Genomic DNA, 16173 nt, shown 5'->3' with positions numbered 1-16173 from the left:
GTCCTTTGCGATTCGAGTTGTGTCGTTGGGCGGTGCGGCCAGTGCCGGGCACGGAGCGGAGAAATCGAGGATGAGCGGGCGAAAAAAAGCCGGACGGCATGGCGCGCACGCCATGCTGCTGTCCGGCCAGGGGCGCCCGAGGCGCCCCGCTCCTGCGGGAGGCCGAGGGGCTTAGATCTTGCCGACCAGATCCAGGGAAGGCGTCAGCGTCTTGGCGCCTTCCTTCCACTTGGCGGGGCAGACCTGGCCTGGGTTGGCGGCGGTGAACTGGGCCGCCTTCAGCTTGCGCAGGGTTTCCGACACGTCGCGGGCGATTTCGTTGGAATGGATTTCCTGGGTCTTGATCACGCCATCGGGGTTGATCACGAACGTGCCGCGCAGTGCCAGGCCTTCTTCAGGAATGTGCACGCCGAACGCGTTGGTCAGCTGGTGCGTGGGGTCGCCCACCAGGGGGAACTTGGCCTTGCCGACGGCGTCGGAGGTTTCGTGCCACACCTTGTGCGAGAAGTGCGTGTCGGTCGTCACGATGTAGACCTCGGCGCCGGCCTTCTGGAACTCGGCATAGTTGTCGGCCGCGTCTTCGATTTCGGTGGGGCAGTTGAAGGTGAAGGCCGCCGGCATGAAAATCAGGACGGACCACTTGCCCTTGAGGTTGGCTTCGGTCACTTCAATGAAGTCGCCCTTGCCGTCGCGGTTCACGAAAGCGGTGGTCTTGAAGGGCTGGACTTGCGTATTGATCAGGGACATTGCTGTTTCCTAGGTTGATGGCTGAACACGAAAACCTGAAGTTTAGGCGCTCCCAAGCCATCAATCCAATTAATTGACTTCATCAAGTCGATTGCCACAGGCTATAAAAAGCAAGGACTCGATGGCGTGGGCCAGGAGCGAACGACTGTATCTGAGGACGCCCAACGCGAACACAACTCAGCATCAAACGCAGCCATACCGCCCTGGCAGGGAGATTGCCTTGCGCCACGTGGCCCGCGTCATGACAATCGCACCCCAAACCCACACAAGGAGAATCTCCATGCAAGGCGACGCACAGGTCATTTCGCATCTGCAGGCCCAGCTCAAGAACGAGCTCACGGCCATCAACCAGTATTTCCTGCACTACCGGATGCTCAAGCACTGGGGCTTCGACAAGCTGGCGAAGAAGGAATACGAAGAGTCGATCGGCGAGATGAAGCATGCCGACAAGCTCATGGACCGCATCTTCATGCTGGACGGCCTGCCCAACCTGCAGGACCTGGCCAAGCTGCAAGTCGGCGAGGACGTGCCCGAGATCCTCGAATGCGACCTGCGCTCCGAGCGCGGCGCCCAGGCCACCATCAAGGACGGCATCGCCCACTGCGAAACGGTGCGCGACTATGTCTCGCGCGATCTGCTGCAGGGCATCCTCGACGACACCGAAGAGCACATCGACTTCCTCGAAACGCAGATCGACCTGCTGGCCAAGGTCGGGCTGCAGAACTACCTGCAGTCGCAGATGGGCGAGATCGAATAACGCACCACCTGCCCGGCACCCGCCCCCGGGTAACCCGTGCTCCAGCCGGCCTTCGGGCCGGTTTTTCGTTTCCGGCCCGGTCCTGCCCCTCAAAGTGTGGCGCGCACGCATCAGGTGGCGTGCCCATCGCGCCCAAGTTCCCACTGTTTGTTGCGATTGCACACAACGGAATGCGAACGATTCTCATGAAACCTAGAATACCGGCCTAGCCAGCCAGTCAGTCCGCCTCGGGCCCCGTGCCCCGCCTGCAGCCAGCGCCCCAACCTGCATGGAGCCTTTCGATGCTGCACTGTCCTGCGCGCGCCTGTTTCGCCACCCCGGCCGATCACCCCTTTTCCGACATCCATTCCTGCGCGGCCGCCATCGCTTTGGTGGGCGCCGCCCTGCCATGAAGGCGGCCCGCGTCGACTGGCGCTACCGCCTGGCAATCACCTCCCGCGCCCTGGCGGGGGGGCTGGGTGGCTACGCGCTGGCGGCGGCCGCCACCGCCGCCCTCACCCTCGGCCTGATGCCGTTCATGCCGCGAGTGGAGGCGGTGCTCACCGCCACGCTGCTGTCGTGGCTGGTCTATGCCTGCGCCGTGGCCTGGGCCTTCTATGCACGCACGGCCTGGGGCGCCTGGGCCGCCCTCGGGCTGCCGGCGCTCGCCCTGGGCGCGCTGGCGATGGCGCCGCGCTGGCTGGGGGGCGCATGAAGCCGAAGACCGCACCCGAGCGCGAGGGTTTCCGCCAGGCCATGGCCTGGCTGCACACCTGGTCCGGCCTGATCCTGGGCTGGCTGCTGTTCGCCATCTTCTTCACCGGCACGCTGAGCTTTTTCAAGACCGAGTTCAACCTGTGGATGCGGCCCGAGCTGCATGCCCTGCCGCCCGCCAGCGCCGACGTGGCCGAGCGCGCGCAGCAGGCGCTGCACCGCAAGGCGCCCGACGTGACGCAGTGGTTCATGCGGCTGCCCGACGAGCGCCAGCCCGGCGTGACCATCCTGTGGCGCGGCAAGGAGGGCGGGCGCTTCAAGACCTTGCTGATGAACCCGCAGACCGGCGAGGCCATCGAGACGCGCGACACCATGGGCGGCGAGTTCTTCTACCGCTTCCACTTCGAGCTGCGCACCGCGCAAAAGGGCCGCTGGACGCTGGAGGGCCGCTGGGTGGTGGGCGTGGCGACGATGCTGATGTTCATCGCGCTGCTGACCGGTGTGGTCACGCACCGGCGCATCTTCAAGGACTTCTTCACCTTCCGGCCCACCAAGGGCGGGCAGCGGGCGTGGCTGGACGCGCACAACGTCTCGGGCGTGCTGGTGCTGCCGTTCTATCTGATGATCACCTTCAGCGGGCTGATGATCTTCCACTCGATGTACATGCCCTCGGGCATCGCCGCGGCCTACCCCGGCCCCAAGGGCACGGATTCGCAGACCTACTTCGCCGAGATGCAGGGCGACACGGCCTCGGGGCGCAGCGCGCGCCGCGCGCCGGGCGAGGCCGTGCCGGCGCTGCCCCTGACCGATCTGGCACCCGTGCTGGCCAGCGCGCACCGCACCTGGGGCGATGCGCGCATCGGCGGGCTCAGCGCCCGCCGCGACGGCGACCGGGCGGTGATCGAGGTCACCCGCCATGACGGCGACCGCCTGCAGTACGGCCCCGCCCGCATGCGCTTCGATGCCGCCACCGGCGAGACGCTCGCGCTGATCGACCCCGATTCGCCCGCCCTGCGCACCTACCGCGTGCTCTATGGCCTGCACCTGGCGCGCTTCGCCGGGCCGGGCATGCGCTGGGGCCTGTTCGGCTTCGGTGTGCTGGGCAGCCTGATGATCGCCACCGGCATGGTGCTGTGGAGCGTCAAGCGCCGCCAGCAGGCGCAGCGCAAGGGCGCCGCTGCGCCGCCGCTGCGGCGCGGCGAGCGCCTGGTGGCCAGCCTCAACGTGGCCCTGCTGGGCGGCCTGCCGCTGGCCACCGGCGTGTTCCTGGCCTCCAACCGGCTGCTGCCGCTGGACCTGGACGGCCGCGCCGATGCCGAGCTGTCGTGCTTCTTCGGCGCGTGGGGCCTGGCCCTGTTGATCGGCATCGTGCGGCCGGACCGCTGGGGCTGGAGCGTGCTGCTGGGCCTGGCGGGCGCGGTGTTCGCCGCGCTGCCGGTGTTGAACGCCTTCACCACGCACACCCACCTGGGCGTGACGCTGCCGGCCGGCGAATGGATGTGGGCCGGCATGGACCTGTCGTTCCTGGCCACCGGCGCCCTGCTGGGCTGGATGGCCTGGCGGCTGCGCCCCGCGCGCGGGGCGAAAACGGCCGCCGCCCAGGGCCGGTCCGCCACCGAGACCGGCTCCGCCACGCCCCCGAGCACCCCCTCCACCCCTGCCGCAGGAGCCTGACCGCCATGTTCGAATTCTTTCTCTGCTTTGCCGGCTGGTCGGGCCTGGCGCTGGGCATGGACCGCCACCACCAGGACGCCTGGAACCGCGAAGGCGGCGAGCGCCAGCTGCGCACGCTGCGCCGCGTGGGCTGGGCGCTGCTGGCGTTGTCGCTCGTGCATGCCGCCGCGTGGCCGGGCGACAGCACCGCCGCGCTCAGCGTGACGTGGTGGACCATGGCCCTGTCGCTGGCCGCCGTGTGCGCCACGGCCGTGGCCACCTGGCAGCCCCGCCGCCTGCCCGTGCTGGGCCTGGTGGCCGGTGCCGCGGCCCTGCTGGCGCTGGCGCTCTAGCCCAGGGCCCGCCGACCGGGTTCGCGCCCGATTTCGTTTCTCCAGCCACCCGCAGCCCCCCCGGCGCGCGGGAAGCCATGTTCTCCACGCCGTGTCGTTTCTTTCATCGACGGAAAGCCTTTCATGCGATTGCCTCCCCTGAACGCCATCACCGCGGCCGCATGGCTCGCCGCAGCCACCACCGCCCACGCCCAGACGGCGGCGCCCACCGTGGCCCTGCCCGAGGTGAAGGTGACCGATGCCCCGCAGGGCGAGGCCACCGAGGGCTCGGGCCAGTACATCGCCCGCGAGATCAGCGTGGGCAAGCTGGTGCAGTCGCCGCGCGAGACGCCGCAGTCGGTGAGCGTGATCACGCGCCAGCGGCTCGATGACATGAACCTCACCAAGCTGGAAGACGCCGTCAAGCAGACCACCGGCGTGAACGTGACGCGCCTGGATGGCGCCGGCAACTACAACACCATCCAGTCGCGCGGCTTCGACATCGGCGCGCTGCTGCTGGACGGCGTGCCGATCCCGCAGGGCCCCAACTACGCCACCGCGATGGACACCGCCATCTACGACCGCATCGAGGTGCTGCGCGGCCCGTCCGGCCTGCTGCAGGGCGCGAGCGAACCCGGCGGCACCATCAACCTGGTGCGCAAGCGCGCGCAGTCCGCATTGGGGCTGAACGCCAACGTGTCCGCGGGCTCGTGGAACATGCGCCGCGCCGACGTGGACCTGACCGGCGCGCTCAACGCCGCGGGCACGCTGCGCGGCCGCGTGGTGGCGGTGAAGGACGACCGCGACAGCCACGTCGCCACGCTGAAGAACGACAAGACCCTGGGCTACGGCACGCTGGAGCTGGACATCACCCCGTCCACCACACTGTCGGTCGGCCACACGCGCCAGAAGGTGCGCGCCACGGTGGACCAGGGCCTGCCCGCGTATGCCGACGGCCGGCTGCTGGACGTGCCGCGCTCCACGTTCGCGGGCATCGCCGCCAACCGCCAGGACCTGGACAACACCGACACCTTCGCGGAACTGGAGCACCGCCTGTCCAATGGCGGGCAGGTCAAGTTCGTGGCGCGCGACGTGCACCGCGAATCGCTGTACCGCTCGGTGCGGGCCAACTCGGCCGTGGCGGCCAACGGCAATTACCAGCTGCAGTCGGTGGACTTCCAGCAGGACCTGAAGGACCGCAACTACGACCTGTACATCGCCTCGCCGCTGTCGCTGGCCGGCCGCACGCACCGCGTGCTGCTGGGCGTGAGCCACACGACCAGTGAAAGCCTGGACGGCAACTCCGCCTTCGGCGCGCCCCGCACCGCCAACATCTTCAATCCGCAGTACGACCTGCCCTACCCCAGCATCACGCTGCCCGGCTTTCAGAGCGCCACCCGGCGCACCGAGAACGCGCTGTACGGCCAGGCGCAGGTCAGCGTGGCCGAGCGCCTGAAGGTGCTGGCCGGCGGGCGCCTGTCCTGGGCCAAGGCCGAGACGCGCACGCTGAGCACGGGCCAGACCACGGCCACCGCCGACCCTGGACGGCAGTTCATCCCCTCGGTGGCCGCGATCTACGAGCTGAACGAAAACCTGTCGGCCTACACGAGCTATGCCGAGACCTTCGTGGTGCAGTCCAGCCTGGACCGCGCGGGCCGCCTGCTCACGCCGCGTTCGGGCTCGCAGATCGAGGCGGGCGTGAAGGGCGAGTTTTTGAACAAGCGCCTGCAGACGCACTTCGCCCTCTTCCGCATCCTGGACAAGGACCGCGCCATCGCCGACCCGGACGTTCCCACCGCCTCCCTGGCCGGCGGCAAGGTGCGCGCGCAGGGCTTCGAGACCGAGGTGAGCGGCCAGGTCGCGCCCGGCTGGGACGTGCTGGCCGGCTACGCCTTCACCGCCACCAAGTACCTGCAGGCCCCCGTGTCGCAGCAGGGCCAGGTGTTCAGCCCCATCACGCCGCGCCACAGCGTGAACCTGTCCACCCGCTATGCCTTCAAGGGGCCGGTGCTGCAGGGGCTGAGCGTGGGCGGAGGCGTGAGCTACCGCAGCGAGTTCTTCGCGCAAAGCGGCACGGTGCGCCTGACCTCGGGCGACTACGCGCTGTTCAACGCCCAGGTGGCCTACCAGATCAACGACAAGCTTTCGGTGAGCCTGAACGTGGACAACCTGTTCGACAAGACCTACTACGAGAAGGTCTCCAGCCTGGGCCGCCAGAACTTCTACGGCGAGCCGCGCCGCGTGACGGTGGCGCTCAAGGCGCGCTACTAGGCGCACGGCCGAGCGGGGCCCCGATGCTGCCGGCCGCCAAGCCTTTTTGCATCAAAACGGCCTCCTGCGCATGTTCTTCTAGGGCATACCGCTATTTATTTGATAGCAAACGTTTTTTCAACCTCTGTTTCACAGGAGCTTTCCGATGTCCACCTTGCTCAAGCCCATCACCGCCGCCGTGCTGTCCGCGCTGGCGGCCACGGCCGTCCAGGCCCACCAGGTCTGGATCGAGGCCAGCGGCGCCCAGGCCCGCGTGCAGTTCGGCGAATATGCCGACGGCCTGCTGGAAAAGTCGCCCGGTGCGCTCGACAAGTTCAAGGGCGTGCCGGTGCTCGAGCAGCAGCCACGCGGCGGCGAGGCCCGGCGCATCGAAGGCCAGCGCAGCGCCACCGCGTTCACCTACGCCCTGCCGGCGCCGGCCGACACGCTGTTCGCCGAGGCGCCGTATCCGCTGATCGACCGCACCAAGGCCGGCCAGCCACCGCTGCTGTGGCGCCCCGCCGCGCGCTGGGTGGCCAGCCTGGCGCAGCCCGTGGCCGCCACCGCGCCGCTGGACGTGGTGCCCACCGGCAAGGCGGGCGAACTGCGCGTGGTGTTCAACGGCAAGCCGCTGCCCAAGGCCCAGGTGACCCTGGTATCGCCCTCGGGCTGGGCCCGCGAGGCCGCCACGAATGCCGAAGGCACGGTGCACTTCGAGCTGCCCTGGAAGGGCCAGTACGTGGCCGAGGTCAAGCACAGCGACAAGCAGCCCGGCGAACACGCAGGCGAGAAGTACGGCGAGGCCAGCTACCTCACGACGCTCACCTTCGTGCAGGTGGCCGGCATGGAATCGCCCCCGCTGCCCGCCCCGGCCGCGCACTGACCTCCGCGCCGGCCCGGCGCTGACCGGCCCGCCGTCCCCGAAGACCTTTCACGGCCGCCGCGCCGTGACGGCGGCGACGCCCTGCGCGCCGCATTTTTGAACCAAACAGCCCTCCTGCCAGCGGATTCATTGCCAGGAGCGCTATTGAAAAAGTAGCAACATGACCTCGCACCTCCCTTCCCCGCATGCCCACGGCGCGCCCTGCCGCCCCTTGCCCCTGGCCGCCGCCCTGCACACCGCGATCGCGCTGCTGTGCGGCCTGGGCGCCAGCGCCGCCCAGGCCCAGTCCGCCGCGCCCGTGGCGGAAACCACGCTCGCCCCCGTGACCGTCAAGGCCGGCGCGGATCAGGAAAGCCCCACCGCGCCCGTCAGCGGCTTCGTCGCCAAGCGCGCCCTTTCGGCCACCAAGACCGACACGCCGCTCATCGAAACCCCGCAGGCCATCAGCGTGGTCACGCGCGACCAGATGGAGGCGCAAGGCGCGCTGACCCTGCGCCAGACCACGGCCTACACCGCCGGCATGGTCTCCAACTACTTCGACAGCCGGGTGGACAGCTTCACGGCACGCGGCGGCAGCGTGACGCAGTACCAGGACGGCCTGCTGCGCACCTACGGCACCTACAACAACACCAAAGCCGAGCCCTACCTGCTGGAGCGCGTCGAATTCCTGCGCGGCCCTTCGTCCGTGCTGTACGGCCAGGGCAGCGTGGGCGGCGTGCTCAACCTCACCAGCAAGCGCCCGCAGGCCGAGCCGCTGCGCGAAGTGCAGGTGCAGCTGGGCAACTACGCGCGCAAGCAGATCGCCGCCGACATGACCGGCCCGCTCACCCAGGACGGCGAGTGGCTCTACCGGCTGGTGGCCGTGGGCCGCGACAGCGACTCGCAGGTCGACCACGTGAGCGACGACCGCCTCATCCTCGCCCCGTCGCTCACCTGGAAGCCCAACGCCGCCACCTCGCTCACGCTGCAGTTCACGCACCAGAAAGACCAAAGCGGCTCGCTGATCGGTTTCTTTCCCTGGCAGGGCACGCGGCTGTCCAGCCCCTACGGCCAGATCCCGACCTCGACCTTCATCAGCGAACCGGGCTGGGACGCCTTCGACACCGAGAACAACTCCTGGGGCTATCTGTTCAGCCACCGCCTGAACGACCAATGGACGGTGCGCCAGAACCTGCGCCGCACGGTGAGCGAGGTGGACTACCGCAGCATCTACACCAGCTTCAGCGCCAACCGCGCTACCGGCCGGCCGGCGCGCCCGGTGTTCAATGCGGACAACCGCACCTTGCTGCGCGACGCCTCCTGGCAGATCAACTCCAGCCGCCTGCTGCTGGCGGACACGCAGATCGAAGGCAAGGTGCAGGCCGGCGCCACCGAGCACACGCTGCTCTTCGGCATGGACGCGCAGCGCAACGAAACCAGCCAGTCCTCGTTGTTCCAGACCATCTCGGGCATCGACGCGTACGCGCCGGTGTACGGCAACTTCACGGCGCCCTCGGCCTCGGCGCTGGTGCGCCAGCCCAACGTCACGCAGCGCCAGCTCGGCTTTTACGCCCAGGACCAGATCCGCTGGGGCCGCTGGTGAACGGGAGTGAGATAAAGGAAGAGAGGAAGGCGCGATAAATGGGATTTTGTGGTCCGCGCCCGGGATGTTGTGGGATTGATCTTCGCAAATCTCTTTCCCAAGGCGAAACAAAAAAAGAGGCGCCGGATTGGCGCCTTTTTGCTGCCCGCTGGAGCCTGCCGTCGGCTACTTGCTCAAGTCGTCCAGCCACAGGGACAGGATGTCCAGCACCGCGGCTTCGTCCTCATCGCCCAGCGTGCCGGTGTCGGGATCGGCGAACAGCAGCCCGCGCCGAGGCATGTGTTCGGTGCCCCATTCGTGGAATGCGGCGTAGGGCTGGCCGAAACCCACGCGCACGCTGTTGGCGTCCGCCTCGTGGCTCAGGCTGCCCAGCATGTCGCCATAACGGTCCAGCAGGCGCCTGTTGCCGCCCTCCGGATAGCTGGCCAACGTGGAAGGTGCCCAGGGCGCCCACGCCTGGCCACGCGGGTCGGCCCGGGTCTCGAACCGGCCGCTGATGCGCGATTCCAGTTCCATCCCGATGCCCTGCATGACAGGCGTGAGGTCTCCGATCCGGCGATACAGAGCGCGCAGGTCTTCGCCGAATGCGCGGCTGTCGGTGGATATGGTCAGCATGCTCAGCCCTCCGAGAAGCCCGCGCGCCGCGCGGCATCCGCCAAGCGAGGATCAGCGCCCTGCAGCTTGCTGGCCACCAGCTGCTGCAGGGCCTGTTGCCGCGCCTGGCCCGGGTTGTACGCAAAGCCGGGATCGACCCCCACGGGCACCTGGGTCACCTCGCCCGTGCGCGGGTTGACGTAGTCCTGCAACTCCACATCGGGCGCCTGCTTGATCAGGGGCTTGCGCACCATCGAGGCGTTGGCGTCCGTCTCCGCATCGGGTCGACTCAAGGTGTAGCCCTTGTCATAGTCGCGCTGGCTCATGGACATCACCCGGCAGCGGCAACGCCAGCCGTTGGGCGGCCAGTGCTGCCTCCAGAACGAATCGTCCACCGGCAGCACCAGGTTGTCCCAGGCGCGATGGCTGGCGCGCACGCGCTCATCCTGGCGCGTGATGTAGCGCACATAGGGGTGTGTCCGCTTGGTGCGCTCCACGCGCTGCCACAGGCCGGTGGCGTAAGCCTGGCGCGTGTTGGTGTCGAAGATCAGGCGCAGGCGGGCGGAATCGAACTTGGTCAGCTTGATCTCGCCGTCCGCCGGATCGGTCACCGCCTTGGTCCCCCACCACCCAGCATCCCGCAACAGCTGCTCGGCGTCCTGCATCCAGTCGGTGCGGCTCAGATCGCCCTGAACCGACCGCACGATGGCGTCGTGGAGCGCTTGCAGCAGATCGAGCCGCGTGAGCCGGCTCACCGTGAACTGGTGCCCGTGCTCATCCTGGAACACGTCCTGCCAGGCATAGGTGCGGGTGAGCTGGCCGCGGGCCACGAGCCAGGCCACGGCGTCTTGCGGCGACAGCTTCTGCAACTGCGCGAAATCGGTAGCGGCGGACATGGGCTACTCGTTAGCGATGCCGGCATCGGCGGCCAGCCGTGCCGTGAACGCAGTACGGGCCAGCGACGTGGCCAGCGGCCCTGGGTCCAGGCTGGCCAGCAGCTCGGGCAGGCGGGCGAGCAGCTCGGCCGCCGTCTGCCCTTGGGCGGCGGCATCGGCCAGCAGTTGGCGGATCGGGTCCACCATTGGGTCCATCACCGGCCGCCATTGCGCCTGCTCGGCGTCGATCAGCGCATCCAGCGCGTCGGGCTGCGCTGGCGCAGTGGCGTTCTCGGCGAAGTTGGCCGCTCGCCGACTGGGATCGGCGACGACCGGCAGTACTGGATCCGCAGCCAGGGCCGCTGCGGGGGCGGCGGGTGGTGGTGGTGCTTTTTTCTTCCAGCCCTCGCCGTATTTCGCCCGCACCGTGTCTTCGTCCATTTCGAAGCCCATGTCGGATATCAGCTTGTCGCCCTCCGCCTGGGTCTTGGTGTCCTCTTCCTCCTTGATCTGGCGGTAGACATGGCATGGCTCCAAGCCGTTGAACTCGCATATCCATGCGATCAATGTCTCATTGAGCGTTTCCGACAGCAGATCGCTGTCGGCCTGGGTCAGATCCTGGCGAACATCCTTGCGCTCCTTGCTAGCCGCGGCCAGTGCGCCGCCGCCCGAGCGGGCTGGCTCCTGTCCGGTGAGCACCTCGGAGATCCAGTCGTCCATGTACTCGCACAACTGCTGCTGCGTGGTCACGTTGCCCGACAGCTTGCTTTCCAGCAAGGCGATCTCCATGCCCTCCGGCGTCATCAGGTAGCCATCGTTCGACATGGCCCGCAGCGCATCGGCAAGAGTGCCTTTCTCCTTCGGCCCGGCGTTGCGTGGGTACTTGCCATGCGGCGTGGGTGAGCCAAAGCGGTCGCACAGCTTGTTCCAGGCCACCACGCCTTTGCGTTTGAAGAACACCGGCCAGAAAAGCTGCAGGCCCAGCCCCGTGCCGTAGGGGTTGTCGTCTTCCGGGTTGACACGGTGCACGATGAACTTGCGATCCGGCACCGGCACGCCCGTCAACATGTTCTCGCGCATGAGCAGCTGCAGCCGTGCTGGACTGTTCTCATCGTCCTGCACGTATACGAACCGCCGCTGTGCGCGTTTGATCACGCGTGCGGGCAACACCATGCCGTCGCGAACCGTCCACACGATCTCCCCTACCGAAAAGCCCGCCAGCAGAGCCTCCAGCAAGTCGCCGCACAGCCGATCGAAAGCGATGCCTTTGAGGATGGCCGTGAGCGTCTCCGCGTCCTTGGATGCCTTGGCGTTGTCCTTCACGCGCGGCTCTACCTGCCAAGCCTTGCCCACCAAGGCCAGCTGCCGCTTCTGCAGACCCGAGAACACCTTGCCATCGCGCCGGAGGTCGCGGTACAGCTCGACCCCAGCATTGCCGCGCTCGAGCAGCAGCGGGTCATTGGTGCGCAGCACCCCCATGTAATGGGTCTCGAACGGATCGCGCAGGCGGTTGGCGAACTCGGTGTCGAGTTCGGGGCGTGCGCGTTTCTCAGGCTTAGCCATGGATGAAATCTCCCAGCGGCTGGCTGCTCTCGCGCGGGCCTCCGCTCATGAATTCGATAGGGGCGGATGGGTTGGAGCCGGCGTGCAGAGCCAGGGCCAGGGCCCAGAAGCGGTCGGCGTGGCCAGCGTTGTCGCTCTCGGCCACGAAGCGGATGTTTCCCGCGGCCGTGGTGGTCTTCTGGACTTTGCGCAGATCGGCGCGGATCTTCGGGTCTTCTGGAATGCGCACCAGGCGGTCTTCCATGGCGCCCTTCAACGGGTAGGCCAGCGCTTCCTTTACCGGTCCGGTGAAGTTAACGCCTTCCACGCGCGCCTCGCCGAACTTGTCCTGCGCGTCATCCACCCAGCCAATGCCCAGACCGCTGGCGTCGATGCAGATGCGGTCGCAGATTTCAAACCATGGCCAGAGGATCTTTTCCTGATCGCTCTTGCGCATCTTCTCCATGGTCTCGATGTGGCGCGTGTAGAAAACGTCGCCCAGCTGCTCGACCACCCAAAGCACCGTCAAGTCCTTCTTGCGCCCGATGTCCACACCCGCGAAAAGGCGTCCGTGGAACGGCCCCTCAAGGCCGCGCTGCCATACCGTGCCGGCGGAGTACTCGCATGCGGTGATCAGGCCATATTCCAGGAACTTCGCATCGTCATCGGCCGGAATGCACTGGTATTCCTGATCGAACGACTCTTCATCGGCTGCGCCGCCCTTGACGAAGTCGAAGTAGGCGGCCTCGTCCATGTCCTGCTGCTCGGCGTCAGCAGGCAGCGCTTGCTGCAGCTTGAAGAGGAACCCTTGCTCCAGTGCATCCTGAAGCGTGACGCGGTGCAGGCTGATGCGCTTAGGGTTGCCGCCGTGCCGCGCCTCGCGCACCAGGCCGTTGAAGAAGCTGTTGGAGCCGCGATGCGTGCTCACCAGTTCCATGCTTCCGCCCCAGGTGATGCCAGGGTAGGCAATGGCCCACATCTTGCGCTGCTCGCGATGCAAGGCGAACTCGTCCAGCACGCGCGAGCCGCGCTTGCCGGCTTGCGCATCCGGGTTGCTGCTCATGCTGTGAATGCGCCGCCCGCTGGCGAACTGCAGCACGTAAGCGCTGAGCTTCTTGTCCGCGTCCAGCACCACCTCGCCCAGATCCTTGGCGGCCATGCCCATGATGCCGGCCCACAGCTTGCAGTCTTCGATGAACAGGCGCGCCTGAATGTCATCGCGGCTGCTCACCCACTCATCGAAGCGGGCGCCTTGCGCCGCGGCGCGCTCGTCAGCCCCATAGGCGGTCGACCAGCTGAGGCCGATCTGCCTCGACTTCTCCATGAGCTTGATGCGCGACTCGTCCTTGATCCACTCCGACTGGAACGGCAGAAAGATCGCATCGCGATCCTTCGGAATGCACTTCGCGCGGCCTTTGAGCTTCGCCATCACTCGATCCCCAGCGCTTCCCGGATCGCCGCCTTGGTCTCGGCCGTCACGCCGCCCTTGGAGGGCATGGCCTCCAGCTTGGCGCGCTGCTCTTCCAGCACCTTCTTGCGCTCGGCCTCGCGCACCTCGCGCATCTTCAACTCGATGTCGATGTTGCCCTTCTTGGCGCCGTTGAGATCCTTCAGCGCCCGGGCCATCACCCGCACCTCTTCCGGCGACTTGATCTCCTCGGCTTCGGCCATGTCCTCCAGCGTCCGGTGGGCCACGGCTTCCAGCATTTGGGGCAGCAGCCGCGAGACATCGCTGCTGGGCTCCGCGCCGAACTTCTCGATCCAGATGCGCGCCACATCCTGCGCCTTGGTGTACTGCTCCATGCTCTGCCGGGCCGTCTTGACGTAGCGCCCCATGGCCGAGCGGGAGACGTCCACGCCGAGCGGCTCCAGAGCCGCCAGGATCTCGTCGATGGTCCGCCCCATGCGAATGAGCCGGTTGACCTCCCCGACGATGGCCTCATCGAGCACGGCGACGGTGGACCTGCGCCCCATGGCTTACACCGCCCTCGGGCGCTTGACCCCCGGCACCTCGGTGCGGCCGCGCGCCGCGTCCTCGCCCCGAGCGAGCAGTTTGCCGATGCGCACGCCAGCGACATCATCCACGGCGATCAGGCCTTGCTCTTTGAGCCAGGCCAGATCCGTGTGGATGCGGTCGGTGGAAACCACATGGCCCAGGCGCTCCACCATCGAGTGCAGCAGGTACTCGTTGGCGGTGTAGGCCGCGCTCTCCAGCAGCACGCGCAGGATGACCAGACGCCGGTCCTCGGCCAGGTGGGTCGCGAAATCGTTTGTCGTTGTCATGGCTTACTTCTTGAGCAGGAAATCCTCGATCCGGTTGAGCGTGATGCGCACCGTGGTCATGTCGCGCTGGATGGCGTCTTGTGTCGCCTGCATCGCCTGGACATCCCCCTGCAGCTCGGACATCTGCTGGGGCGTGGGCATGTACTGCACCCGCGTTTCCAGCTTGTCCGTGCGGCTCTTGAGGGCCGCCATCTCCTTGGCCATGGCTTCTTCCACCGCCTTGATGTGGACGGTGTTGTCCTTGTCTCGCGTCGCGATCCAGGTGTAGATCGCGGAGGCGATCGGCAGCACCACCACGGCGATGATTTGCAGCCAGAGGCCGATTTGTTCTGCGGTCATTGCGTCGGGCCATCCATCCAATTGAGCAGATCCACCATGCGCCCCGCGCAGGTGCCGTACAGGTCGTACATGCCCTTGAGTTCCAGTGCCACGGGGTCCACCTCACCGCTCGCCGGCGGCGCGGGCGGGGGCGTTGGGCACCTCACTGCCAGTTCCGCCGGCAGCGGCCGCTGCAGCCCGATCCCGGGCTTCGGAGAGGCCGCGCATGACGCGAGAAGGAAACACGCAGTCAGCGCGATCGGCAGAGGTATTCGTGAGCGCATCGCCCATCTCCTTGGTGGTGAAGCGGTCCTGCTTTTCGCGCTCGGCGATGGCCGCCCGAATGGAGCGGCTTGCAGCTTGGGAGTCCTTGATCAATCCGGCGTGTGTCTCGAGCGTTTGGGATAGCTCTTTGACCGTGCCTGCATGCTGGCGCGCCACCTCGGCCGCCGTGCCGGCGACGTGGCCCCGCCAGTAGCCGCCTGCGGTGCCCGCGAGGGCCAGCACCAGCCCACCCAATGCAATGGCAACCCGGCTCATACGGTGGGCCCCCAGGCCGCGTAACGCGGCTGGATCACGATGAGGATGCGCTGGGGGTAGCCCAGGTTCTCCTTGCAATGCAAGGGGGCACGGCGGGCCTTGCCGCATGCGGCGTCCACCTGGGCCCGCGATGGCTGGGCCAGCCCGGTACTGGCGGCCTCCGCTGTCCAGTGGCCCAGCCCGCCGTTGTAGCCGCGAAGAGCAACCCACATGCGGTCGTGTGCCGTATAGCGCTGCGGCGTGCGGTCATAGAGCCACTGGTCGTAAACCACGAGCGCGCGCATGGCCCATGCCGGGTTGAACGGCTCTCGGCTTGAGAGCTCGGGGTCCAGCTTGGCGATCCAGGTGACCGTGGACGGCATGAACTGCGCCATGCCCTGTGCACCCACACGCGACACGGCATCAGCCTTCCAGCCGCTCTCTTGGTGGATCTGCGCGGCGAACACCGCGATCGGAGCATCCATGCCCCACACGGCCCGCGCGGTGCGGATCAGCATCGCGCGATAGGGCAGCGCCGCGCGCGGAACGTCCGGCGCGGATGCCGCCGTGGTTGCAGTGACGGGCTTCTGCAGGGGCGTCTCCACGACGGCGGCGGGCGCAGGCGCAGCAGGCACCTCCTGCGTATCAGCAGTCTGCTCGCGCTGGCATGCAGCCAACGCCGTGGCCATGGCCAGGCAACTGGCAATGCGGTCCCAGCGCATCACAACCCCATCGCCGTGCCGAGCACGACCGCAGCCACCACGATCGCGCGACGGATCTGCGCGGCGCAGAACGCGCGCAGGTACATCGGCACCACCGGATAGTCCGCATCGCCATCGGGCTCGGTCGTGCCCAGGCGCCATTCGCGCTTGAGGTAGCTGTCAGGCCGGGCATAGGGGAACAGGGCCCGGTCGAGCCAGTAGCCGAGCACGGCCGCGAGCGAGATCAGCGACACCTTGTAGAGCGCCACCGGCAGTTGCTTGGGGGAGAAGTACCCGATGGCCACGAGCAGCACGGCTGCAACGATGATCCACAGGGAGTTGCGCGGAGCGCGCAGCCAGAGGGGGATGGAGTCTTTGAGCGTCATGCACGGCAGGATGCCGTGCGCGCGCGATCAGCGATAAATGGTGCGCACCATTGTTTCT

The 16173-nt window shown here is 67.5% G+C and carries 17 protein-coding genes and 1 pseudogene; 7 read left to right on the top strand and 11 right to left on the bottom strand.

Going from position 1 to position 16173, the window contains the following annotated elements; genetic code table 11:
• Nucleotides 1-171: 171 nt before the first annotated feature.
• A complete protein-coding gene (ahpC, locus tag R1Z03_RS11230) occupies nucleotides 172-747 on the bottom strand; it encodes an alkyl hydroperoxide reductase subunit C (RefSeq protein WP_272551795.1) in 576 nt (191 codons plus the stop codon).
• A gap of 280 nt (nucleotides 748-1027) precedes the next feature.
• Between ahpC and bfr the strand changes: the two genes are divergently transcribed.
• The 7 genes and pseudogenes from bfr to R1Z03_RS11195 all read left to right on the top strand — a co-directional run.
• The gene (bfr, locus tag R1Z03_RS11225; RefSeq protein WP_092744334.1) at nucleotides 1028-1504 is read left to right on the top strand and encodes a bacterioferritin; all 477 of its coding nucleotides are present in this window, start codon (nucleotides 1028-1030) and stop codon (nucleotides 1502-1504) included.
• Nucleotides 1505-1892: 388 nt separating this feature from the next.
• Nucleotides 1893-2198 carry a DUF3649 domain-containing protein gene (locus tag R1Z03_RS11220; RefSeq protein WP_284430164.1) on the top strand — a complete coding sequence of 102 codons (306 nt, stop codon included), beginning with the start codon at nucleotides 1893-1895 and terminating at the stop codon, nucleotides 2196-2198.
• Nucleotides 2195-3871 carry a PepSY-associated TM helix domain-containing protein gene (locus R1Z03_RS11215; RefSeq protein ID WP_317359691.1) on the top strand — a complete coding sequence of 559 codons (1677 nt, stop codon included), beginning with the start codon at nucleotides 2195-2197 and terminating at the stop codon, nucleotides 3869-3871. Before R1Z03_RS11220 ends, R1Z03_RS11215 begins: the two co-directional genes overlap by 4 nt.
• 5 nt (nucleotides 3872-3876) lie before the next feature.
• Entirely contained in the window at nucleotides 3877-4203 is a 327-nt protein-coding gene (locus R1Z03_RS11210; protein ID WP_284395364.1) for a DUF3325 domain-containing protein, read from the top strand.
• Nucleotides 4204-4326: 123 nt separating this feature from the next.
• Nucleotides 4327-6453: a TonB-dependent siderophore receptor gene (locus R1Z03_RS11205; RefSeq protein ID WP_284395366.1), complete on the top strand. Its 2127-nt coding sequence runs from the start codon at nucleotides 4327-4329 to the stop codon at nucleotides 6451-6453.
• Nucleotides 6454-6598: 145 nt separating this feature from the next.
• Entirely contained in the window at nucleotides 6599-7315 is a 717-nt protein-coding gene (locus R1Z03_RS11200) for a DUF4198 domain-containing protein (RefSeq protein ID WP_317359688.1), read from the top strand.
• Nucleotides 7316-7475: 160 nt separating this feature from the next.
• Nucleotides 7476-8894, top strand: a pseudogene (locus tag R1Z03_RS11195) (TonB-dependent siderophore receptor); the annotation flags it as partial.
• A gap of 168 nt (nucleotides 8895-9062) precedes the next feature.
• Here R1Z03_RS11195 and R1Z03_RS11190 read toward each other — a convergent pair.
• From R1Z03_RS11190 to R1Z03_RS11145, 10 genes are all read right to left on the bottom strand, one after another.
• Nucleotides 9063-9512, bottom strand: coding sequence for a phage virion morphogenesis protein (locus R1Z03_RS11190; RefSeq protein ID WP_317359685.1), 450 nt, complete (start codon nucleotides 9510-9512; stop codon nucleotides 9063-9065).
• Nucleotides 9513-9514: 2 nt separating this feature from the next.
• Nucleotides 9515-10387, bottom strand: a complete 873-nt coding sequence (locus tag R1Z03_RS11185; protein ID WP_317359682.1) for a phage minor head protein — start codon at nucleotides 10385-10387, stop codon at nucleotides 9515-9517.
• A gap of 3 nt (nucleotides 10388-10390) precedes the next feature.
• Nucleotides 10391-11929 carry a DUF935 family protein gene (locus tag R1Z03_RS11180; protein ID WP_317359679.1) on the bottom strand — a complete coding sequence of 513 codons (1539 nt, stop codon included), beginning with the start codon at nucleotides 11927-11929 and terminating at the stop codon, nucleotides 10391-10393.
• On the bottom strand, nucleotides 11922-13337 hold the full coding sequence (locus R1Z03_RS11175; RefSeq protein WP_317359676.1) for a terminase large subunit domain-containing protein: 1416 nt from the start codon (nucleotides 13335-13337) through the stop codon (nucleotides 11922-11924). Before R1Z03_RS11175 ends, R1Z03_RS11180 begins: the two co-directional genes overlap by 8 nt.
• Nucleotides 13337-13882, bottom strand: coding sequence for a phage protein Gp27 family protein (locus tag R1Z03_RS11170; protein ID WP_317359674.1), 546 nt, complete (start codon nucleotides 13880-13882; stop codon nucleotides 13337-13339). Before R1Z03_RS11170 ends, R1Z03_RS11175 begins: the two co-directional genes overlap by 1 nt.
• A gap of 3 nt (nucleotides 13883-13885) precedes the next feature.
• On the bottom strand, nucleotides 13886-14191 hold the full coding sequence (locus R1Z03_RS11165) for an ArsR family transcriptional regulator (protein ID WP_317359672.1): 306 nt from the start codon (nucleotides 14189-14191) through the stop codon (nucleotides 13886-13888).
• 3 nt (nucleotides 14192-14194) lie between these two features.
• A complete protein-coding gene (locus R1Z03_RS11160; protein ID WP_317359671.1) occupies nucleotides 14195-14530 on the bottom strand; it encodes a DUF2730 family protein in 336 nt (111 codons plus the stop codon).
• Between the two features lie 102 nt (nucleotides 14531-14632).
• Complete coding sequence (locus R1Z03_RS11155; RefSeq protein ID WP_317359669.1) at nucleotides 14633-15049, bottom strand: hypothetical protein; 417 nt, start codon at nucleotides 15047-15049, stop codon at nucleotides 14633-14635.
• The gene (locus R1Z03_RS11150) at nucleotides 15046-15750 is read right to left on the bottom strand and encodes a transglycosylase SLT domain-containing protein (RefSeq protein WP_317359667.1); all 705 of its coding nucleotides are present in this window, start codon (nucleotides 15748-15750) and stop codon (nucleotides 15046-15048) included. The genes R1Z03_RS11155 and R1Z03_RS11150 overlap by 4 nt, the downstream gene beginning before the upstream one ends.
• Entirely contained in the window at nucleotides 15750-16115 is a 366-nt protein-coding gene (locus tag R1Z03_RS11145) for a putative holin (protein WP_317359664.1), read from the bottom strand. Before R1Z03_RS11145 ends, R1Z03_RS11150 begins: the two co-directional genes overlap by 1 nt.
• Nucleotides 16116-16173: the final 58 nt, after the last annotated feature.

The sequence above is a fragment of the Acidovorax sp. BLS4 genome (assembly GCF_032929295.1).
GTDB lineage: Bacteria > Pseudomonadota > Gammaproteobacteria > Burkholderiales > Burkholderiaceae_C > Paracidovorax.
Note: the sequence above shows the minus strand (reverse complement) of the source record. Positions and strands in the feature narration are given on the sequence as shown.